Annotated in this window: 9 protein-coding genes; 4 read left to right on the top strand and 5 right to left on the bottom strand. The window is 65.1% G+C overall.

Annotation, left to right across the window (positions count from 1 at the left end; genetic code table 11):
* The 5 genes from gcvP to E8F06_RS09840 form a co-directional block, all read right to left on the bottom strand.
* A partial coding sequence (gcvP, locus tag E8F06_RS09860; RefSeq protein ID WP_280366588.1) for an aminomethyl-transferring glycine dehydrogenase occupies positions 1-2,805 on the bottom strand: 2,805 nt, incomplete at its 3' end.
* Between the two features lie 9 nt (positions 2,806-2,814).
* Positions 2,815-3,192 carry a glycine cleavage system protein GcvH gene (gene gcvH / locus E8F06_RS09855; RefSeq protein WP_280366586.1) on the bottom strand — a complete coding sequence of 126 codons (378 nt, stop codon included), beginning with the start codon at positions 3,190-3,192 and terminating at the stop codon, positions 2,815-2,817.
* Positions 3,193-3,744: 552 nt separating this feature from the next.
* On the bottom strand, positions 3,745-5,268 hold the full coding sequence (locus tag E8F06_RS09850; RefSeq protein ID WP_280366583.1) for a sigma-54-dependent transcriptional regulator: 1,524 nt from the start codon (positions 5,266-5,268) through the stop codon (positions 3,745-3,747).
* A gap of 220 nt (positions 5,269-5,488) precedes the next feature.
* On the bottom strand, positions 5,489-5,713 hold the full coding sequence (locus E8F06_RS09845; RefSeq protein WP_280366581.1) for a hypothetical protein: 225 nt from the start codon (positions 5,711-5,713) through the stop codon (positions 5,489-5,491).
* Positions 5,714-6,114: 401 nt separating this feature from the next.
* Entirely contained in the window at positions 6,115-6,441 is a 327-nt protein-coding gene (locus E8F06_RS09840; RefSeq protein ID WP_190834911.1) for a hypothetical protein, read from the bottom strand.
* Positions 6,442-6,683: 242 nt separating this feature from the next.
* Here E8F06_RS09840 and pqqF point away from each other — a divergent pair, with 242 nt between their 5' ends.
* From pqqF to nahK, 4 genes are all read left to right on the top strand, one after another.
* A complete protein-coding gene (pqqF, locus tag E8F06_RS09835; protein WP_280366578.1) occupies positions 6,684-9,140 on the top strand; it encodes a pyrroloquinoline quinone biosynthesis protein PqqF in 2,457 nt (818 codons plus the stop codon).
* Positions 9,141-9,388: 248 nt separating this feature from the next.
* Entirely contained in the window at positions 9,389-10,567 is a 1,179-nt protein-coding gene (locus E8F06_RS09830) for a porin (RefSeq protein ID WP_280366576.1), read from the top strand.
* 370 nt (positions 10,568-10,937) lie between these two features.
* Complete coding sequence (gene nosP, locus E8F06_RS09825; RefSeq protein WP_280366574.1) at positions 10,938-12,104, top strand: nitric oxide-sensing protein NosP; 1,167 nt, start codon at positions 10,938-10,940, stop codon at positions 12,102-12,104.
* Complete coding sequence (gene nahK / locus E8F06_RS09820; protein ID WP_280366572.1) at positions 12,034-14,661, top strand: hybrid sensor histidine kinase/response regulator NahK/ErcS'; 2,628 nt, start codon at positions 12,034-12,036, stop codon at positions 14,659-14,661. Before nosP ends, nahK begins: the two co-directional genes overlap by 71 nt.
* Positions 14,662-14,872: the final 211 nt, after the last annotated feature.

Here is a 14,872-nt window from a genome sequence, read left to right as displayed (position 1 = left end):
GACGTTGTCCACGCGGCCCACCGGCGGCCAGTACTTGCCGTCCACCAGGCTGGCGCTGGGGTACACGGCGAGTTCGCGGCTGTAGCAGTGGGTCCACTCGCCGACCAGCTCGTGGGCGGTGTGCGGGGCGTTCTTCAGCGGGTTGTCGTCCTTGTCCAGCTCACCGGCCTCGACCGCGCGGATTTCCTCGCGGATGCGGATCATGGTGTCGCAGAAGCGGTCCAGCTCTTCCTTCGACTCGCTCTCGGTGGGCTCGATCATCAGCGTGCCGGGCACCGGGAAGCTCATGGTCGGGGCGTGGAAGCCGTAGTCGATCAGGCGCTTGGCGACGTCGTCGACGCTGATGCCGCTGGTCTCCTTGAGCGGGCGCAGGTCGAGGATGCACTCGTGGGCCACCAGGCCGTTGCTGCCGGTGTAGAGCACCGGGTAGTGCTCTTCCAGGCGGCGGGCGATGTAGTTGGCGTTGAGGATCGCCAGCTGGGTGGCGCGGCGCAGGCCGTCGCCGCCCATCATGCGGATGTACATCCAGGTGATCGGCAGGATGCTGGCGCTGCCGAAGGGCGCCGCGCTGACCGCGCCGTCCTTGCGGGCCATCTGCGCGTGGCCGGGCAGGAAGGGCGCCAGGTGGGCCTTCACACCGATCGGGCCAACGCCCGGGCCGCCGCCGCCGTGGGGGATGCAGAAGGTCTTGTGCAGGTTCAGGTGGGAGACGTCGCCGCCGAACTGGCCCGGCGCGCAGAGGCCGACCATGGCGTTCATGTTGGCGCCGTCGATGTACACCTGGCCGCCGTTGGCGTGGATGATCTCGCAGATCTCGCGGATGCCTTCCTCGAACACGCCGTGGGTGGACGGGTAGGTGATCATCAGCGCGGCGAGGCGCTCCTTATGCTCCTCGGCCTTGGCCTTGAGGTCGGCGATGTCGACGTTGCCGCGGGCGTCGCAGGCGGTGACCACCACGCGCATGCCGACCATGCTGGCGGTGGCCGGGTTGGTGCCGTGGGCCGATTGCGGGATCAGGCAGATGTCGCGCTGGTCGTCGCCACGGCTGAGGTGATAGGCGCGGATCGCCAGCAGGCCGGCGTATTCGCCCTGGGAGCCGGCGTTCGGCTGCAGGGACACGGCATCATAGCCGGTGGCCTTACACAGCATGGCTTCCAGCTCGGTAGTGAGTGCCTGGTAGCCCTGGGACTGCTCGGCCGGGGCGAAGGGGTGCAGGGCGCCGAACTCGGCCCAGGTCACCGGGATCATCTCGCTGGCGGCGTTCAGCTTCATGGTGCAGGAGCCCAGCGGGATCATGCTGCGGTCCAGCGCCAGGTCCTTGTCGGCGAGCTTGCGCAGGTAGCGCATCAGCTCGGTTTCCGAGTGGTAGCGGTTGAACACCGGGTGGGCGAGGATCGCGCCCTGGCGCAGCAGGGCGGCCGGCAGGCGGCTGGCGACCTTGGCGGCCAGCTCGGCGAAGACCGGCAGCGCCTGGCCGTCGGCGAACAGCGCCCAGAGCTGCTCGACGTCGGCCTGGGTGGTGGTTTCGTCCAGCGACAGGCCGAGGCGCACGGCATCCACTTCACGCAGGTTGAGGCGCTGGGCGCGGGCTGCGGCGTGGCGCTCGGCGGTCTGGGCGCCGGTGGCCAGGGTCAGGGTGTCGAAGAAGTGCGCCTGCTCGACGGTCACGCCCAGCTGGCTCAGGCCCTCGGCGAGGATCGCGGTCAGCTGGTGCACGCGGTTGGCGATGCGGGTCAGGCCCTGCGGGCCGTGGTAGACGGCGTACATGCTGGCGATGTTGGCCAGCAGCACCTGCGCGGTGCAGATGTTGCTGGTGGCCTTCTCGCGGCGGATGTGCTGCTCGCGGGTCTGCATGGCCAGGCGCAGGGCCGGTTGGCCGTGGCGGTCGATGGAGACGCCGACCAGGCGGCCGGGCATGTCGCGCTTGAAGCTGTCGCGGGTGGCGAAGTAGGCCGCGTGCGGGCCGCCGAAGCCCAGCGGCACGCCGAAGCGCTGGGCGCTGCCGAGGGCGACGTCGGCGCCGAACTCGCCGGGCGGGGTCAGCAGGGTCAGGGCCAGCAGGTCGGCGGCGACCGCCACCAGGGCGCCGGCGGCGTGGAAGCGCGCCACCAGTTCGCGGTAGTCGAAGACATCGCCGTTGGCGGCGGGGTACTGCAGCAGGGCGCCGAAGTAGGCGCTGGCGTCGGTGATCTCACGCTCGTCGCCGATCACCACCTCGATGCCCAGCGGCTCGGCGCGGGTGCGCAGCACGTCAAGGGTCTGCGGGTGGCAGTGCTGGGAAGCGAAGAAGGCGTTGCTGGCCTTGTTCTTCGCCAGGCGCTTGCAGAAGGTCATGGCTTCGGCGGCGGCGGTGCCTTCGTCGAGCAGCGAGGCGTTGGCCACCGGCAGGCCGGAGAGGTCGCTGACCAGGGTCTGGAAGTTCAGCAGGGCTTCCAGGCGGCCCTGGGAGATTTCCGGCTGGTAGGGGGTGTAGGCGGTGTACCAGGCCGGGTTTTCCAGCAGGTTGCGCAGGATCGGGCTGGGGGTGTGGCAGGGGTAGTAGCCCTGGCCGATGTAGCTCTTGAACAGCTGGTTCTTCGCGGCGATGGCCTTGATCGCGGCGAGGGCTTCGGCCTCGCCCTGGCCGGCCGGCAGGTCGAGCACGCTGGTGCCCTTGATACTGTCGGGGATGACGCCCGCAGTCAGGGCTTCGATGTCTTCATGGCCGAGCAGTTGCAGCATGGCCTTGATATCGGCCTCGCGCGGGCCGATGTGGCGGGCGATGAATTCGTTGGCGGTGCCAAGGATGGGGGTTGAGAGGCTCATGGTCGTTCCTCAGCCGTTGGCTTTCAGCAGGTTTTCGTAGCCGGCCTGGTCGAGGAGGCCGTCAAGGATGCTGGTGTCGGACAGCTGCATGCGGAAGAACCAGCCCTTGCCCAGGGGCTCTTCGTTGACCAGTTCGGGGCTGTCGGCCAGTTGCTGGTTCACTTCGATCACTTCGCCATCCAGCGGCATGACGATGTTGCTGGCGGCCTTCACCGACTCCAGCACGGCGACTTCTTCGCCCTTGGCATAGGCCTGCAGTTCCGGGAGTTGAACGAAGACCACATCGCCCAGCGCGTCCTGCGCGTACTCGGTAATGCCTACGGTGACGCTGCCGTTCTCTTCCAGGCGCAGCCATTCGTGGTCGGCGGTGAAACGCAATACGCTCATCTTTGGTCCTCAACTCGTATGACGCGCCTGTTTCTTCTGCCAGGCGCTTAGCCCCGCACGCGGTCATGGCCGCGCGCTGTTGCCCGGCCTTTAGCAAGGGCAGTGCCAGAAGGCTGTATGCCTTGTAAATCAAGGCTTTGCGAGTGTTAGTGGAGGAAATGGGTGATGGCCTCTGTAGCGAAATCGCTACAGGGTGATGGGCGCTTTTTGCGGGAATGTGTGGGGAGCCAGTAGTGACGGGGCTTACGGCTGGATGTTGCGGAATCGTTACGCTGTATCGATTTCGCTACGGCCCGGGCTTGCTTACTGAGTAAATCAATTAAAAACAGCTAGTTAACGAAGCTATCTAATGTTTTGTAAGAAGAGTTTGGGTAGGGTGCGCCGCGCGCACCAGAAATCTATGCCGGCTCCGGTGCCAATCCTGGAATCGGCGCGCATGGCGCACCCTACGGGGTTGCTCGGCCATGCGTGCGATTCAGGTTTTTCGTCTAAAGACGCATGAGTAAAAAACGATATTTATCAATGAGATATTGGTTGTATCTCGAACAAGTATCAGGTTTTGCCTGGGATCCCATACTTGCGCAGCCGGTGGGCAATGGCGGTATGGGAGGTCTGCAGCCGCGCGGCCAGTTGGCGGGTCGAGGGATAGGTGACGAAGAGCTTCTCCAGCAGCGCTCGCTCGAAGTTCTCAACGGCCTCCTCCAGGCTGTTCACCTCGCCGTCGCTCTGGCGTGCCACTGCGGTGCCAGCGATGTCCAGGTCGCCGATCTCCACCAGGCTGCTCTCGCAGATGGCGGCGGCACGGAAGATCACGTTCTGCAGTTGGCGCACATTGCCCGGCCAGCGGTTGCCCAGCAGGGCCTGGAAGGTGCCGGGTGCCAGGCGGCAGGCCGGTCGCTGGATCTGGGTGCAGGCCTGCTGCATGAAAAAGCGAGCCAGCAGCAGGATGTCCTGGCCGCGTTCGCGCAGTGGCGGCACTTCCAGGTTGAGTACGTTCAGGCGGTAGAAGAGGTCTTCGCGGAAGGCGCCTTCGCCAACCATCTTCTCCAGGTTGCGGTGGGTGGCGCTGAGGATGCGCACGTCCACCTTGATCTCGCGGTCACCGCCCACGCGGCGGAAGCTGCCGTCGCTAAGGAAGCGCAGCAGCTTGGCTTGCAGGTAGGGCGACATTTCGCCGATTTCGTCGAGGAAGACCGTGCCCTGATGGGCCAGTTCCAGCAGGCCGGGCTTGCCGCCGCGCTGGGCACCGGTGAAGGCGCCGGGGGCATAGCCGAACAGCTCGCTCTCGGCCAGGTTTTCCGGCAGTGCGGCGCAGTTCAGTGCCAGGAACGGTTGGTTGCGGCGGGCGCTGGCGGCGTGGCAGGCGCGAGCCACCAGCTCCTTACCGGTGCCGGTCTCGCCGCGTATCAGCAGCGGCGCGTCCAGGGCCGCTACCCGTTGGGCGCGTGCCTTGAGCATGGCCATAGGGGCCGAGTCGCCCAGCAGGGCGTCGAAACCCTCGGCGGCATGGTCGTGGTGCAGCGCTGAGAGGCGTTCGCCGATTCGGTTGGGCTGGTAGAGCGTGAGCAGAGCGCCGGTCAGGTGATCGCCTTCGGTAATGGGTACCGCATCCAGCAGCAGTGCCTGCCCTTTGAGGGTGATTTCCCGCAGGGGGAGGCGGAACCCGTGTTCCAGCAGGGCGCTGTGCAGCCTGTCGTCGCCGAACAGTTGCGCCAGGGGCTGGCCTTCCGGCTCGGCGCCGTAGAGGGCAATCAGCGCCGGGTTGGCCAGCAGGATGCGGCCATCGCCATCCACTGCCAGTACCGGATCGGTCATGGCGGCCAGCAGCGCATCCAGCTGCAGGCGCCGGCGCTGGCCGGGAAGGATGTCCACCACCGTCACTTCCTGCACGCCGTGCACGGCATGCAGGGCGTCGCGCAGCTCGTCGAGCACTTCCGGGCTGAGGGTGGGGGCGTCGATATAGACGTTGGGCGGCACCATTTCCACCGCATCCAGATTGAGGTTGCGGCCGCCGAGCAAGGCCAGGACCTCCTGGGTGATGCCGACGCGGTCGATGAAGGTGACGTGAATTCGCATGGAAACGCTGGGCTGGCGATTTGAAGGGGCGAATTATGCCCGGTCTGTCGTGCTTAGGTAACAGGCTGTCGGCGTTGTGGAGGATTACGAGGATGCGCGGACCGCTCCTCTCGGAGTTCCTTCGAGCCAACTGGTAGATTTGCAGTCGCGAAGGTGGGGCCCCATTGATCGCCCATGAAAAAGCCCCGCATTTGCGGGGCTTTTGTCGTGGGCTGCATCTTCAGGCATTCAGCGCTTTGTGCGTCCGGTCGATCACATTCTGCAGGTGATCGGCGTCGCCATAGTGCTCCGGGTACAAACGCTCGCTATGACGGGCGACACCAAACTCGTTGACGATGGTGAAGCTGAAGTTGCCGTTGCGAGCGGCGGTGATATGGCAGGTGAACGGCGCAAATGCGTGGGTCAGGGTGCTGATTGCAGCTTGGGCTTGATGATGGATGGTCATCGTGTTGCTTCCTTCGTTTTGCGGCCATGGGCCGCCAGACAATGGCTCCGAATCCGCCGAGTAACACACTCTGGTCGGATGATCCTTATCGGAGCAAGGGTGCCGGCATGAAGTTCCCCGATCGGGATCAAGCTCTGGCAGCTGGTACTTGGGATGCCAGGTGCTGCGCCGGGCAAGGGTCTGGCTCGGCTGGCAGTCCTGGTCAATCTACCGCGTGCTCATGACAGCTTTACTGCATCGCCTTCGGCGAGAGTTGCGGTCGGTGCGTCGGCGGGGGTGGCCGGGTCCCTTTGGGTTGGGCTTCTCAGGGGTGAGAGGCGAGGGATCGGAAGGCCGGATTGACTTACAACTTGGTACTAACGGCGGCGACCCTAAAGGATCGCCTAGCAAAAATCAAGCCCTTAGTGACTGAGCGGTAGCTGGCTGATGTCGATTTCGGTGACCAGCGAGGTTCGCGCCGGCGGTGTGCGGGCGAGCAGGGGGCAGTAGCGGTCCAGCGACTGGATCAGGTCCCACTGCAATTCCAGGTCGTGGCCCAGGCCTGTGACCTGGTCCAGCAGGCCGACCGATGCCGCCTGGAGGGTGCTGTCGGTGGAGTTGGCCATGTTCGCGGTGACTTTTGCCAGCAGGGTGGTGATGGCGGTCATGTTGCGGGTTGTCAGGGCCAGGATATTGGCCAGCAAGGCGATTTCGCTTGGCGGTACTTGTTGTTGGGGAGTCTGTTCCATGAATGCTCCGATTGGGCCACCAGTCCATATGGCATTGCGCCATTATCGGTGTGAGATGTCAGTTGCAACGATGGCGTCACGCCCATGCAAGGGGCTGGCAAATCTCTCAACGGGCTGTAGGAAATCTGCCATTACGCGGTCGGATAGGACGCATGAGCCACCGGAATAGTTCCAAAGAAGCATTGCTAGCTCAGAAGGCGGGCAGGACTCTAGAATCAGGTTCCTCCCAATTCCGATGCGCCATGTCCAGCCTTGTCGAGTCGTCCGAACAGCAGCCATCACTGGCCACTCACCTGGCCAACGGCCTGGAAGTGCGCCTGCTGCATCGGCCTGGCACGACGCTTTGCGCGGTGCTGGTGGAGGTTCGCGGCGGCAGCCACGATGAGCCCGCCGACTATCCCGGGCTGGCCCACTTTCTTGAGCACCTGGTGTTCCTGGGTAGCCGCGAATTTCCCCCGGAACAGGGCCTGATTCCATTCGTCCAGGGCCTCGGCGGCCGGGTCAATGCGAGTACCCGCCCACGCAGCACGCGCTTCTTCTGCGAGGTGCCGGAGGCGCACATCGATCAGGCGCTGGCGCGGCTCCTGGACATGCTGGCCAATCCCTTGCTGGAAACGGCTGCGCTCTGGCGAGAGCGGGAGGTTCTGCAGGCTGAATACAGCGCCCGTGCGCGGGACTGTCGGACTCTCTCCGACGCCGCGCTGGCATGGGCGCTCGCGGCCGGTCACCCGCTGGCGGATTTCCATGCGGGCAATGCCGCCAGCCTGAAACTGGAATCTCCCGCATTCATGCCCGCGCTCCATCGCTTCCATCGGGACCATTACCAGCCGGGCCGCATGTGCCTGACCCTGATTTCGCCGCACCCCCTGGAGCAACAGCTGGAACTTGCCCGGCGCTACGGCGAGCCATTACAGGCGGGCAGAGGTTTGCCGGAGCCGGTCGTGCCACCCATGCTGCCGCTTCGTGCGAAACGGCTTCGGCTTGGTGTGCCAGGCGGAGGCGGACGGCTCCTGCTGGCGTTCGCCGTGGCACAACAAGGCGACGCCCTGGAGGCGGCCACGGCCTTTCTGGAGTGTCTGGTCCAGGACGACTCAGCCGGCGGCCTGCAAGAACGCCTCGGCGTCCTTGAATTGAGCGACGGCGTGCACCTGCGCCTGTCCTGCGCCGATGGCGGGCAAGGCTTGCTGGTGATGGACTTCGAGCGGGTGGAAGGCGCGGACTGCGTGCAACTGGAGGCCGAGGTCCTGGGCTGGCTGGACTTCCTGCGCGCCACTGCACCCTGGCCGGACCTCTGGGAGGAGCGGCTGGAGCGCCTGCGCCGACGCCACGCCGAACTGGCGCCGCTGGATGTCGCGATGGCGCCCCGGCTTCCGACCCGTGAGGAAGTCCAGGCGCTGCTTGAACAATTGCGAGTCGAATGCCTGATCCATCTCCAGGCCGATGATTCCGATTGCGCGAGTAACCACGCTTCGGCTGGCTTCCCCCTGAATCTGGAGCGGCTCGAGGATGGTCCCGGCGGATCATCCGGCGCCCACTGGCGACTGCCGCCGCCCAACCCTTATCTGATCCCGTCGGCGCCTTTGGCGGCGACTCATACGCGATTGCCCGCCAGGCCGGTCCTGCCCGAGGCCAGTGGCCAGGGCGCGCTGTTCCTGCACTGGCAACCCGCAGACAGCGGGCTGCCCCAGGGGCTCGTCTCAGCACTGCAACGGGCATTGCGCCCCACCTTGGGTGCCGCCGCCGGGGCTGGCGTGACAGGCGGGCTCAAGGCGGAGCAGGGCGGGATCACGCTTGAGCTGCTGGGAGATGTCCGTGTTCTACGTCACGTCAGCAGCGATGTGCTGCCGCTGCTGCAGGCCCCACCGCTCTGGAGCCTTGCCCAGGGACCGCGCTTGCAGCGAAGTGCGGCGAGTCGCAATGCCGGCGAGCTGCCCTTGCGCCAGATGCTGCAACACCTGCCGGGCTTGCTCGCAGCGGCCACAGACGCGCCGGCTGCGCTCAATGCTGAAGCCCTGGCGCACTTCTGGCAGCAGGCACGCTGGCAGGGTCTGGCCGTGGGCGACGTGGTGGTGGACGCAGAACTGCCGGGCTTGCCTGCCACACCCAGCGTATTGGCCGGGCAGGGCGGACGTACCTGGCATCGGCTGGAGATGGAAGGCGAAGCGGCGCTGCTGCTCTTCTATCCACTCGATCCAGCCAGCGCCGGGGCGGAGGCGTCTGCGCGGCTTCTGGCCAGTCTGCTGGAGCCGGCCTTTCACCAGCGCCTGAGGGGCGAGCTGCAACTGGGCTACGCGCTGGCCTGCGGCTTCAAGCAGTTCGGGCCGCACCGTGGCCTGCTGTTCGCTGTGCAGTCGCCGAGGGAATCCGTGGCGGGGCTGTTCGCGCACCTTCAGGACTTCCTCCAGCGTCAAAGCGAGCGCCTGGCGGCGCAGGACCAGGCACAAGTGGATGATCTGCGCTTGAGCCTCGCTCAGCGGCTGGTCCGGGAAGACGCGGAATTCGCCAGCTACGCCCGCCAATGCTGGCTTGATCACCTGGCCGGCCTGGCGGTCGACCATCGCTCGCGTGTGCACCAGGCATTGACCGAGCTGCAACCCAGCCACCTGCAAGAGCAACTCGACTGTCTGATCGCCGGGACGACCTGCCTTGCCCTGGCCAATGCCGAAACCCCTGCGCCGGGCTGGCACCTCTCGTACTGATTTCCCCCTCCATTCCTGTGCTGAAGGACGAGCCCGAAAGGGCTGCGTCCTTTCGTGCTGTTTGACCGTCCGTCGGGCTAAGACTTTGGACGAGCCCGGTATTAAGCCTTCCCGGCGCGGCTTGCAGAACCCGGCCAAAGCAGGGCGAAACCCCCGCCAATGCAGCGTATGGCAGACCTGATGGCGTTTCGATAATCGCCTCCGACTCGACTGACCTGCCCGGTCGTCTACCCACAACGGAGAGCGTCATGCACAACAAGAAGATCGCCCAAGCCCGTTTGTCCCGCCTTGCCCTCGCGGCAGCGGTAGCCCTCGCCACCCAGCAGGCCGCCGCGGAGATCGTCCTGTACGACAAGGACCAGACCACCTTCTCCACCGACGGCTACGTCAACGCCTTCTACGTCAACAGCGACGTGGATCGCGACGGCGAGCAGTTCGACCGCCGCCAATCGCGGGTGAAGATGGGCTTCCTGCCTAACTGGATCGGTTTCAACATGGGCAAGCAGGTGGACGACCTCAAGATCGGCGCCCGCTCCTCCTTCTGGGTCACCATCAACGACAGCGAAACCAACGGCACCGCCACCGCCATCGACGTCCGCCAGTTCTATGGCACCGCCGGCAGCGACTGGGGCGAGGTGCTGGTGGGCAAGGACTTCGGCCTGTTCGCCCGTTCCAACATCCTGCTCGATGAACTGCTCGCCGGTTACGGCCAGGTCAGCGATACCCTCGGCCTGGTGGATGGCGGCGGCGTGTCCTTCGGCAACATCGGCAGCGGCTACCCCTATCCGTTCCCGACTTCGCAGATCACCTACCGCAGCCCGAAAACCGACGGCCTGCGCGCCGCCGTGGGCATCATGGACCCGGTGGACACCAACGACGACAGCCCCACCGGCAAGGCCTACCAGGAAAACCCGCGCTTCGAGAGCGAGGTCACCTACGAGTTCGATCTGGGCGGCGCGCAGATCTACTCCTGGGTCAACGGCGCCTACCAGACTTCGGAAAACACCGATCCCAACGTCGATTCCGTCACCTCCAAGGGCCTGGGTTACGGCGTGCAGGCCAAGATGGGCGCCTTCACCCTGGTGGGCTCCGGCTTCCAGGCCAAGGGCATCAACCCCTTCTTCACCAACAACGCCGGCGAGCCGACCCTGCGCGAAGTGGACAGCGACGGCTACCTGCTGCAGGGCTCCTACCGCTTCGGCAAGAACCGCCTGGCGCTGTCCTACGGCAAGACCAAGGACGACGGCAACGGCGTGGTGAACACCGGTGCCGACTACGAAACCCGCGGCATCGCGCTGTTCCACGACATCAACGACAACCTCAAGCTGGTGGCCGAGTACAACCAGTTCGAGATCGATGGCCATGAGGGTGATGCCCAGAACGAAGACACCGACACCGTTGCCCTGGGTGCCGTGCTGACCTGGTAAGCCCTGAACGAGATTGCTCCGGTTTTGGCGGGAGAGACTGCTGTCCTCCCGCCTTTTTTATTTCAGAAACACATTGGGCCGGTGTGCTCTTGTAGGGGCGAATGAATTGACTATGTCTGTGATAGCTGTAGCCAGAGGTCTCCCATCGGCCCAGGAGCCTTGTAGGAGCTAGCTTGCTAGCGAAAAAGGGCCATTCGCTGGCAAGCCAGCTCCTACGGGCAATGCAGCGAATGAATTCGCCCCCACAGGGTATGCATCTGCGAGCCCCTACCTTCGAACTAGTCCGCCGCTACCCAAGAAGGATGGGGCGCCCCGAACCCCCTCCGTAGAATTTCCACATCGCGAACAGGCTTATTGAGTGAGGCCGAGGATGCTCGAAGAACCGGCAGAGGGCGTCGTCACCGCCATGTCCCTGGCCAGCGAGGCGGAGGCCGTGGCCCAGGACCTGGCGCGCCAGCTCATCCACCCGCACCTGGGCTTTGTGCTGTTCTTCTGCTCGGCAGAATACGACCTCGAAGCTCTCGGCCAGGCCCTGGAGCAGTATTTCGGCGGCGTGCGGCTGGTGGGTTGCACCAGCGCTGGCGAAATCACGCCCCTGGGCTATGGCCGCAACTGCGTGAGCGCGGTGGGTTTCGACCATCGCAGCTTTTCCATCGCCAGCGCCCTGGTGGACGAGATGGACCGCTTCGGCCTGATCGACGCCCAGCAACTGGTGGAGCGCCTCGTGCAGGAATGCCGGGCCAACTCCCTGGCACCGATCAAAGGCCACAGCTTCGCCCTGACCCTGCTGGATGGCCTGTCCAGCCGTGAGGAAATCGTGCTGGCCGCACTCGGAGCGGCCTTTGGCAGCATCCCGCATTTCGGTGGTTCGGCGGCCGACGACCATCACCTCAAGCACACCCACGTCTACTACGAAGGGCGCTTCCATGCAGGCGCGGCGGTGGTGGTGCTGGTGAACACGGCACTGGATTTCGAGGTGTTCAGCACCCACCACATCCTGCCGGGTACGGAAAAGCTGGTGGTCACCCGGGCCGACAACGCCAGCCGACGCGTCTTCGAGCTCAATGCCGAGCCAGCCGCGGAAGTCTATGCGCGGATGATCGGCGTTCCGCTCGGCGCCCTCGACCTGCGCATGTTCGCTGCGCATCCACTGGCGGTGCGACTGGGGGATTCGTACTACGTGCGCTCCATCCAGCGGGTCAACCCGGACCTCAGCCTGACCTTCTACTGCGCAGTGGAGAACGGCATCGTCCTTACCGCCATGCGCACCGGTCCCTTACTGCCGAACCTGGAGGCGCTGTTCCGGCGTCTTGGCGAGCGGCTCGGCCCGCCCTTGCTGACCATCGGCTGCGACTGCTTCCTGCGCCGGCTGGAAATCGAGAACGACGCGGACGCGGTGGCGCGCACCTCCGAAATCCTGCGCGGGCAGCGGGTCATCGGCTTCAACTCCTACGGAGAGCAGTTCAATGGCATGCACATCAACCAGACCTTCACCGGAGTCGCCATCGGCCGCCGGGGGCGCAATGGATGCCGCTGAACAGCAAACGCGGCTGGCTGCGCTGGAGGAAGAGAACTGCAAGCTGCGCCGCATCAATGCGGCCCTGATCGAGCGGGTGGAGTCCAGCGCTTCCCGTCGCGATGACAGCTATGCCGCCTTCCAGCATTCGGTGGTGCTGGCCGAGCAGGTACGCGAGCGCACCGATGCGCTGAACCAGGCCATGGCCGAGCTCAAGGCCAGCAACCGCCTGCTGAGTGACGCCAGGCTGCGGGCGGAAACTGCCCACCAGCACCTGATCGACGCCATCGAAAGCATCTCCGACGCCTTCGTGCTGTTCGACCGCGACCAGCGCATCGTCCTCTTCAATAGCCGCTTCAAGTCCTTCTGGGCCCGCACCCGCGCACGCATCGGCGCCGGCACCCGGCTTTCGGAGATCCGTCGCCTGGCGGACAGCACCGGCCTGATCGTCGAAGAACATCGTGGAAGCGACGACAACGTCCTCTACCGGCTGCATGACGGCCGCTGGGTGCAGGTCAGCGAACGGCCCACCCGCGAGGGCGGGCTGGTGATCCTCTATACCGACATCACCGAAGTGAAGCAGAGCGAAACCGCCCGCCGCGAACAGGCGATCGCGCAGAAGTCGCGCCTGCTGCAACGTGCCGTCGACAACCTGTCCCAAGGCGTGGCCATGGTCAGCGCCGAGGGCATCCTGGAACTGTGGAACCACCGCTTCCTCGAACTCTGCGGGCTGGCCCCGGTGGAGGCGCACCGCACCTTCGCTAGCGTCATGGCCGACAGCGAACTGCCGCTGCTCACCCCCGACACCCGAGACGCCAACAGCCGGCCCATCCGCGAGATGGAGCAGCGCCTGTACAACGGCCGCGTGCTGGAAGTGCGTACCCATCCCTTGCCCACCGGCGGCTTCGTCAACACCTTCACCGACATCACCGAACGCTATCGCCATGCCGAGGCACTGGCCGAAAGCGAGCGCTGGATTCGCCTGATCACCGACCATGTGCCGGCGCTGATCGCCTACCTGAGCGCCGACCTGGTCTACGAGTTCACCAACAAGGTTTACGAGGAGTGGTACCGCTGGCCGCGCGGCTCGATGCTCGGCCAGAGCCTGCGCGAGGTGCACAGTGAAGAACACTGGCTGCGCCTGGAGCCCTATGTGGAACGGGCGCTGAATGGTGAAAGCCTGTCCTTCGAAGTCACGGAAACCAACCACAACGGCCAGGAGCGCTGCATGTTGCGCTCCTATGTGCCCAATCGACTGGCCAACGGCGAGGTGGTCGGCATCTTTGTGCTGATCCGCGATATCACCGAACGACGCCGCACCGCCGAGGCCCTGCACCAGGCCTATCAGAACCTCGAACAGCGAGTTCGCGAGCGCACCACCGAACTCACCGCACTGAATAGCCAGCTGCGTCGCGAAATCGACGAGCGCTCCCAGATGGAACTGCGCCTGCGCGAGGCCAAGTTCGAGGCGGAAAAGGCCAACCTGTCCAAGACCAAATTCCTCGCGGCGGTCAGCCATGACCTGCTGCAACCGCTCAATGCCGCGCGGCTGTTCACCAGCGCGCTGCTGGAACAGCGGAGCCAGACGTGCAACCTGGCCCTGGTGCGCAACGTCAGCAACTCGCTGGAGGACGTGGAGAACCTGCTGGGAACCCTGGTGGACATCTCCAAGCTGGATGCCGGGGTGATCAAGCCGGACATCGCGTCATTCGCCGTCGGCGAGCTGCTCGACAACCTGGCCGTGGAATACCGCCAGATCGCCACAAGCGAAGGCCTGCAACTGGACTTCGTCCCCAGCTCGGCCCTGGTGCGCAGCGACCTGCAACTGCTGGCGCGCATCCTCCGCAACCTGCTCAGCAACGCCATTCGCTACACGCCGCAAGGCCGCATCCTGCTGGGCTGCCGTCGTCGTCGCCAGAGCCTGTGGATCGAAGTCTGGGATACCGGCGTCGGCATCCCCCGGGACAAGCTCGGCGAGATTTTCCAGGAGTTCAAACGCGGGGAGGTGGTCCGCGAGAAGCAGGACCGCGGGCTCGGCCTGGGCCTCGCCATCGTCGAGAAGATCGCCCGCATGCTCGGTCATCGCATCCATGTGTCTTCGGAACTGGGCAAGGGCTCGCTGTTCGCCGTGGAAGTGCCCCTTGCGAGGCGCGTGCCCCGGCAGAAGCCGGAACGCAGCGAGCCCGAGGCGGTACTGGAACGGCTCAACGGCGCGCGGATCTGGGTGCTGGACAATGACGCCGCCATTTGCGCGGGCATGCGTACCCTGCTGGAAGGCTGGGGCTGCCAGGTCACCACCGCGCTCTCGGAAGAAGACCTGGCACGCCAGGTGGAGAACTTCCACGCCGACGCCGACCTGCTGATCGCCGACTACCACCTGGACAACGACTGCAATGGCGTCGATGCCGTCGCCACCATCAACGCCCGCCGCAGCACGCCGCTCCCGGCCCTGATGATCACCGCCAACTACAGCAACGAGCTCAAGCAGCAGATGCGCGAACTCGGCCACACCCTGATGCACAAACCGGTTCGGCCGATGAAGCTGAAGACGGCGATGAGTCATTTGTTGGAGCGGTGAGGGAATTTGACGCGGTTGTAGGTTGTCACGGACGGAGTTCCGCTTGAGCGAAGCTCAAAGATACCGGTCAGCTTCGCTGTTGGGCTTCGCTTCGCTCAGCGCCAACCTACGGCAGGTCTGCGACCTGCTCAGCGAATGAATTCGCCCCCACAGGAGAAGCGCCTGACTGATCTCCGGCACGAACTACCCCCTCTCCCTCTGGGAGAGGGTT

Origin of the sequence: Pseudomonas sp. BN411 (genome assembly GCF_029871235.1) — a bacterium.
In the GTDB taxonomy this organism is placed as follows: Bacteria; Pseudomonadota; Gammaproteobacteria; order Pseudomonadales; family Pseudomonadaceae; genus Metapseudomonas.
The sequence above is the reverse complement of the archived record's forward strand: the minus strand, read 5'-3'. Positions and strand labels throughout refer to the sequence as shown.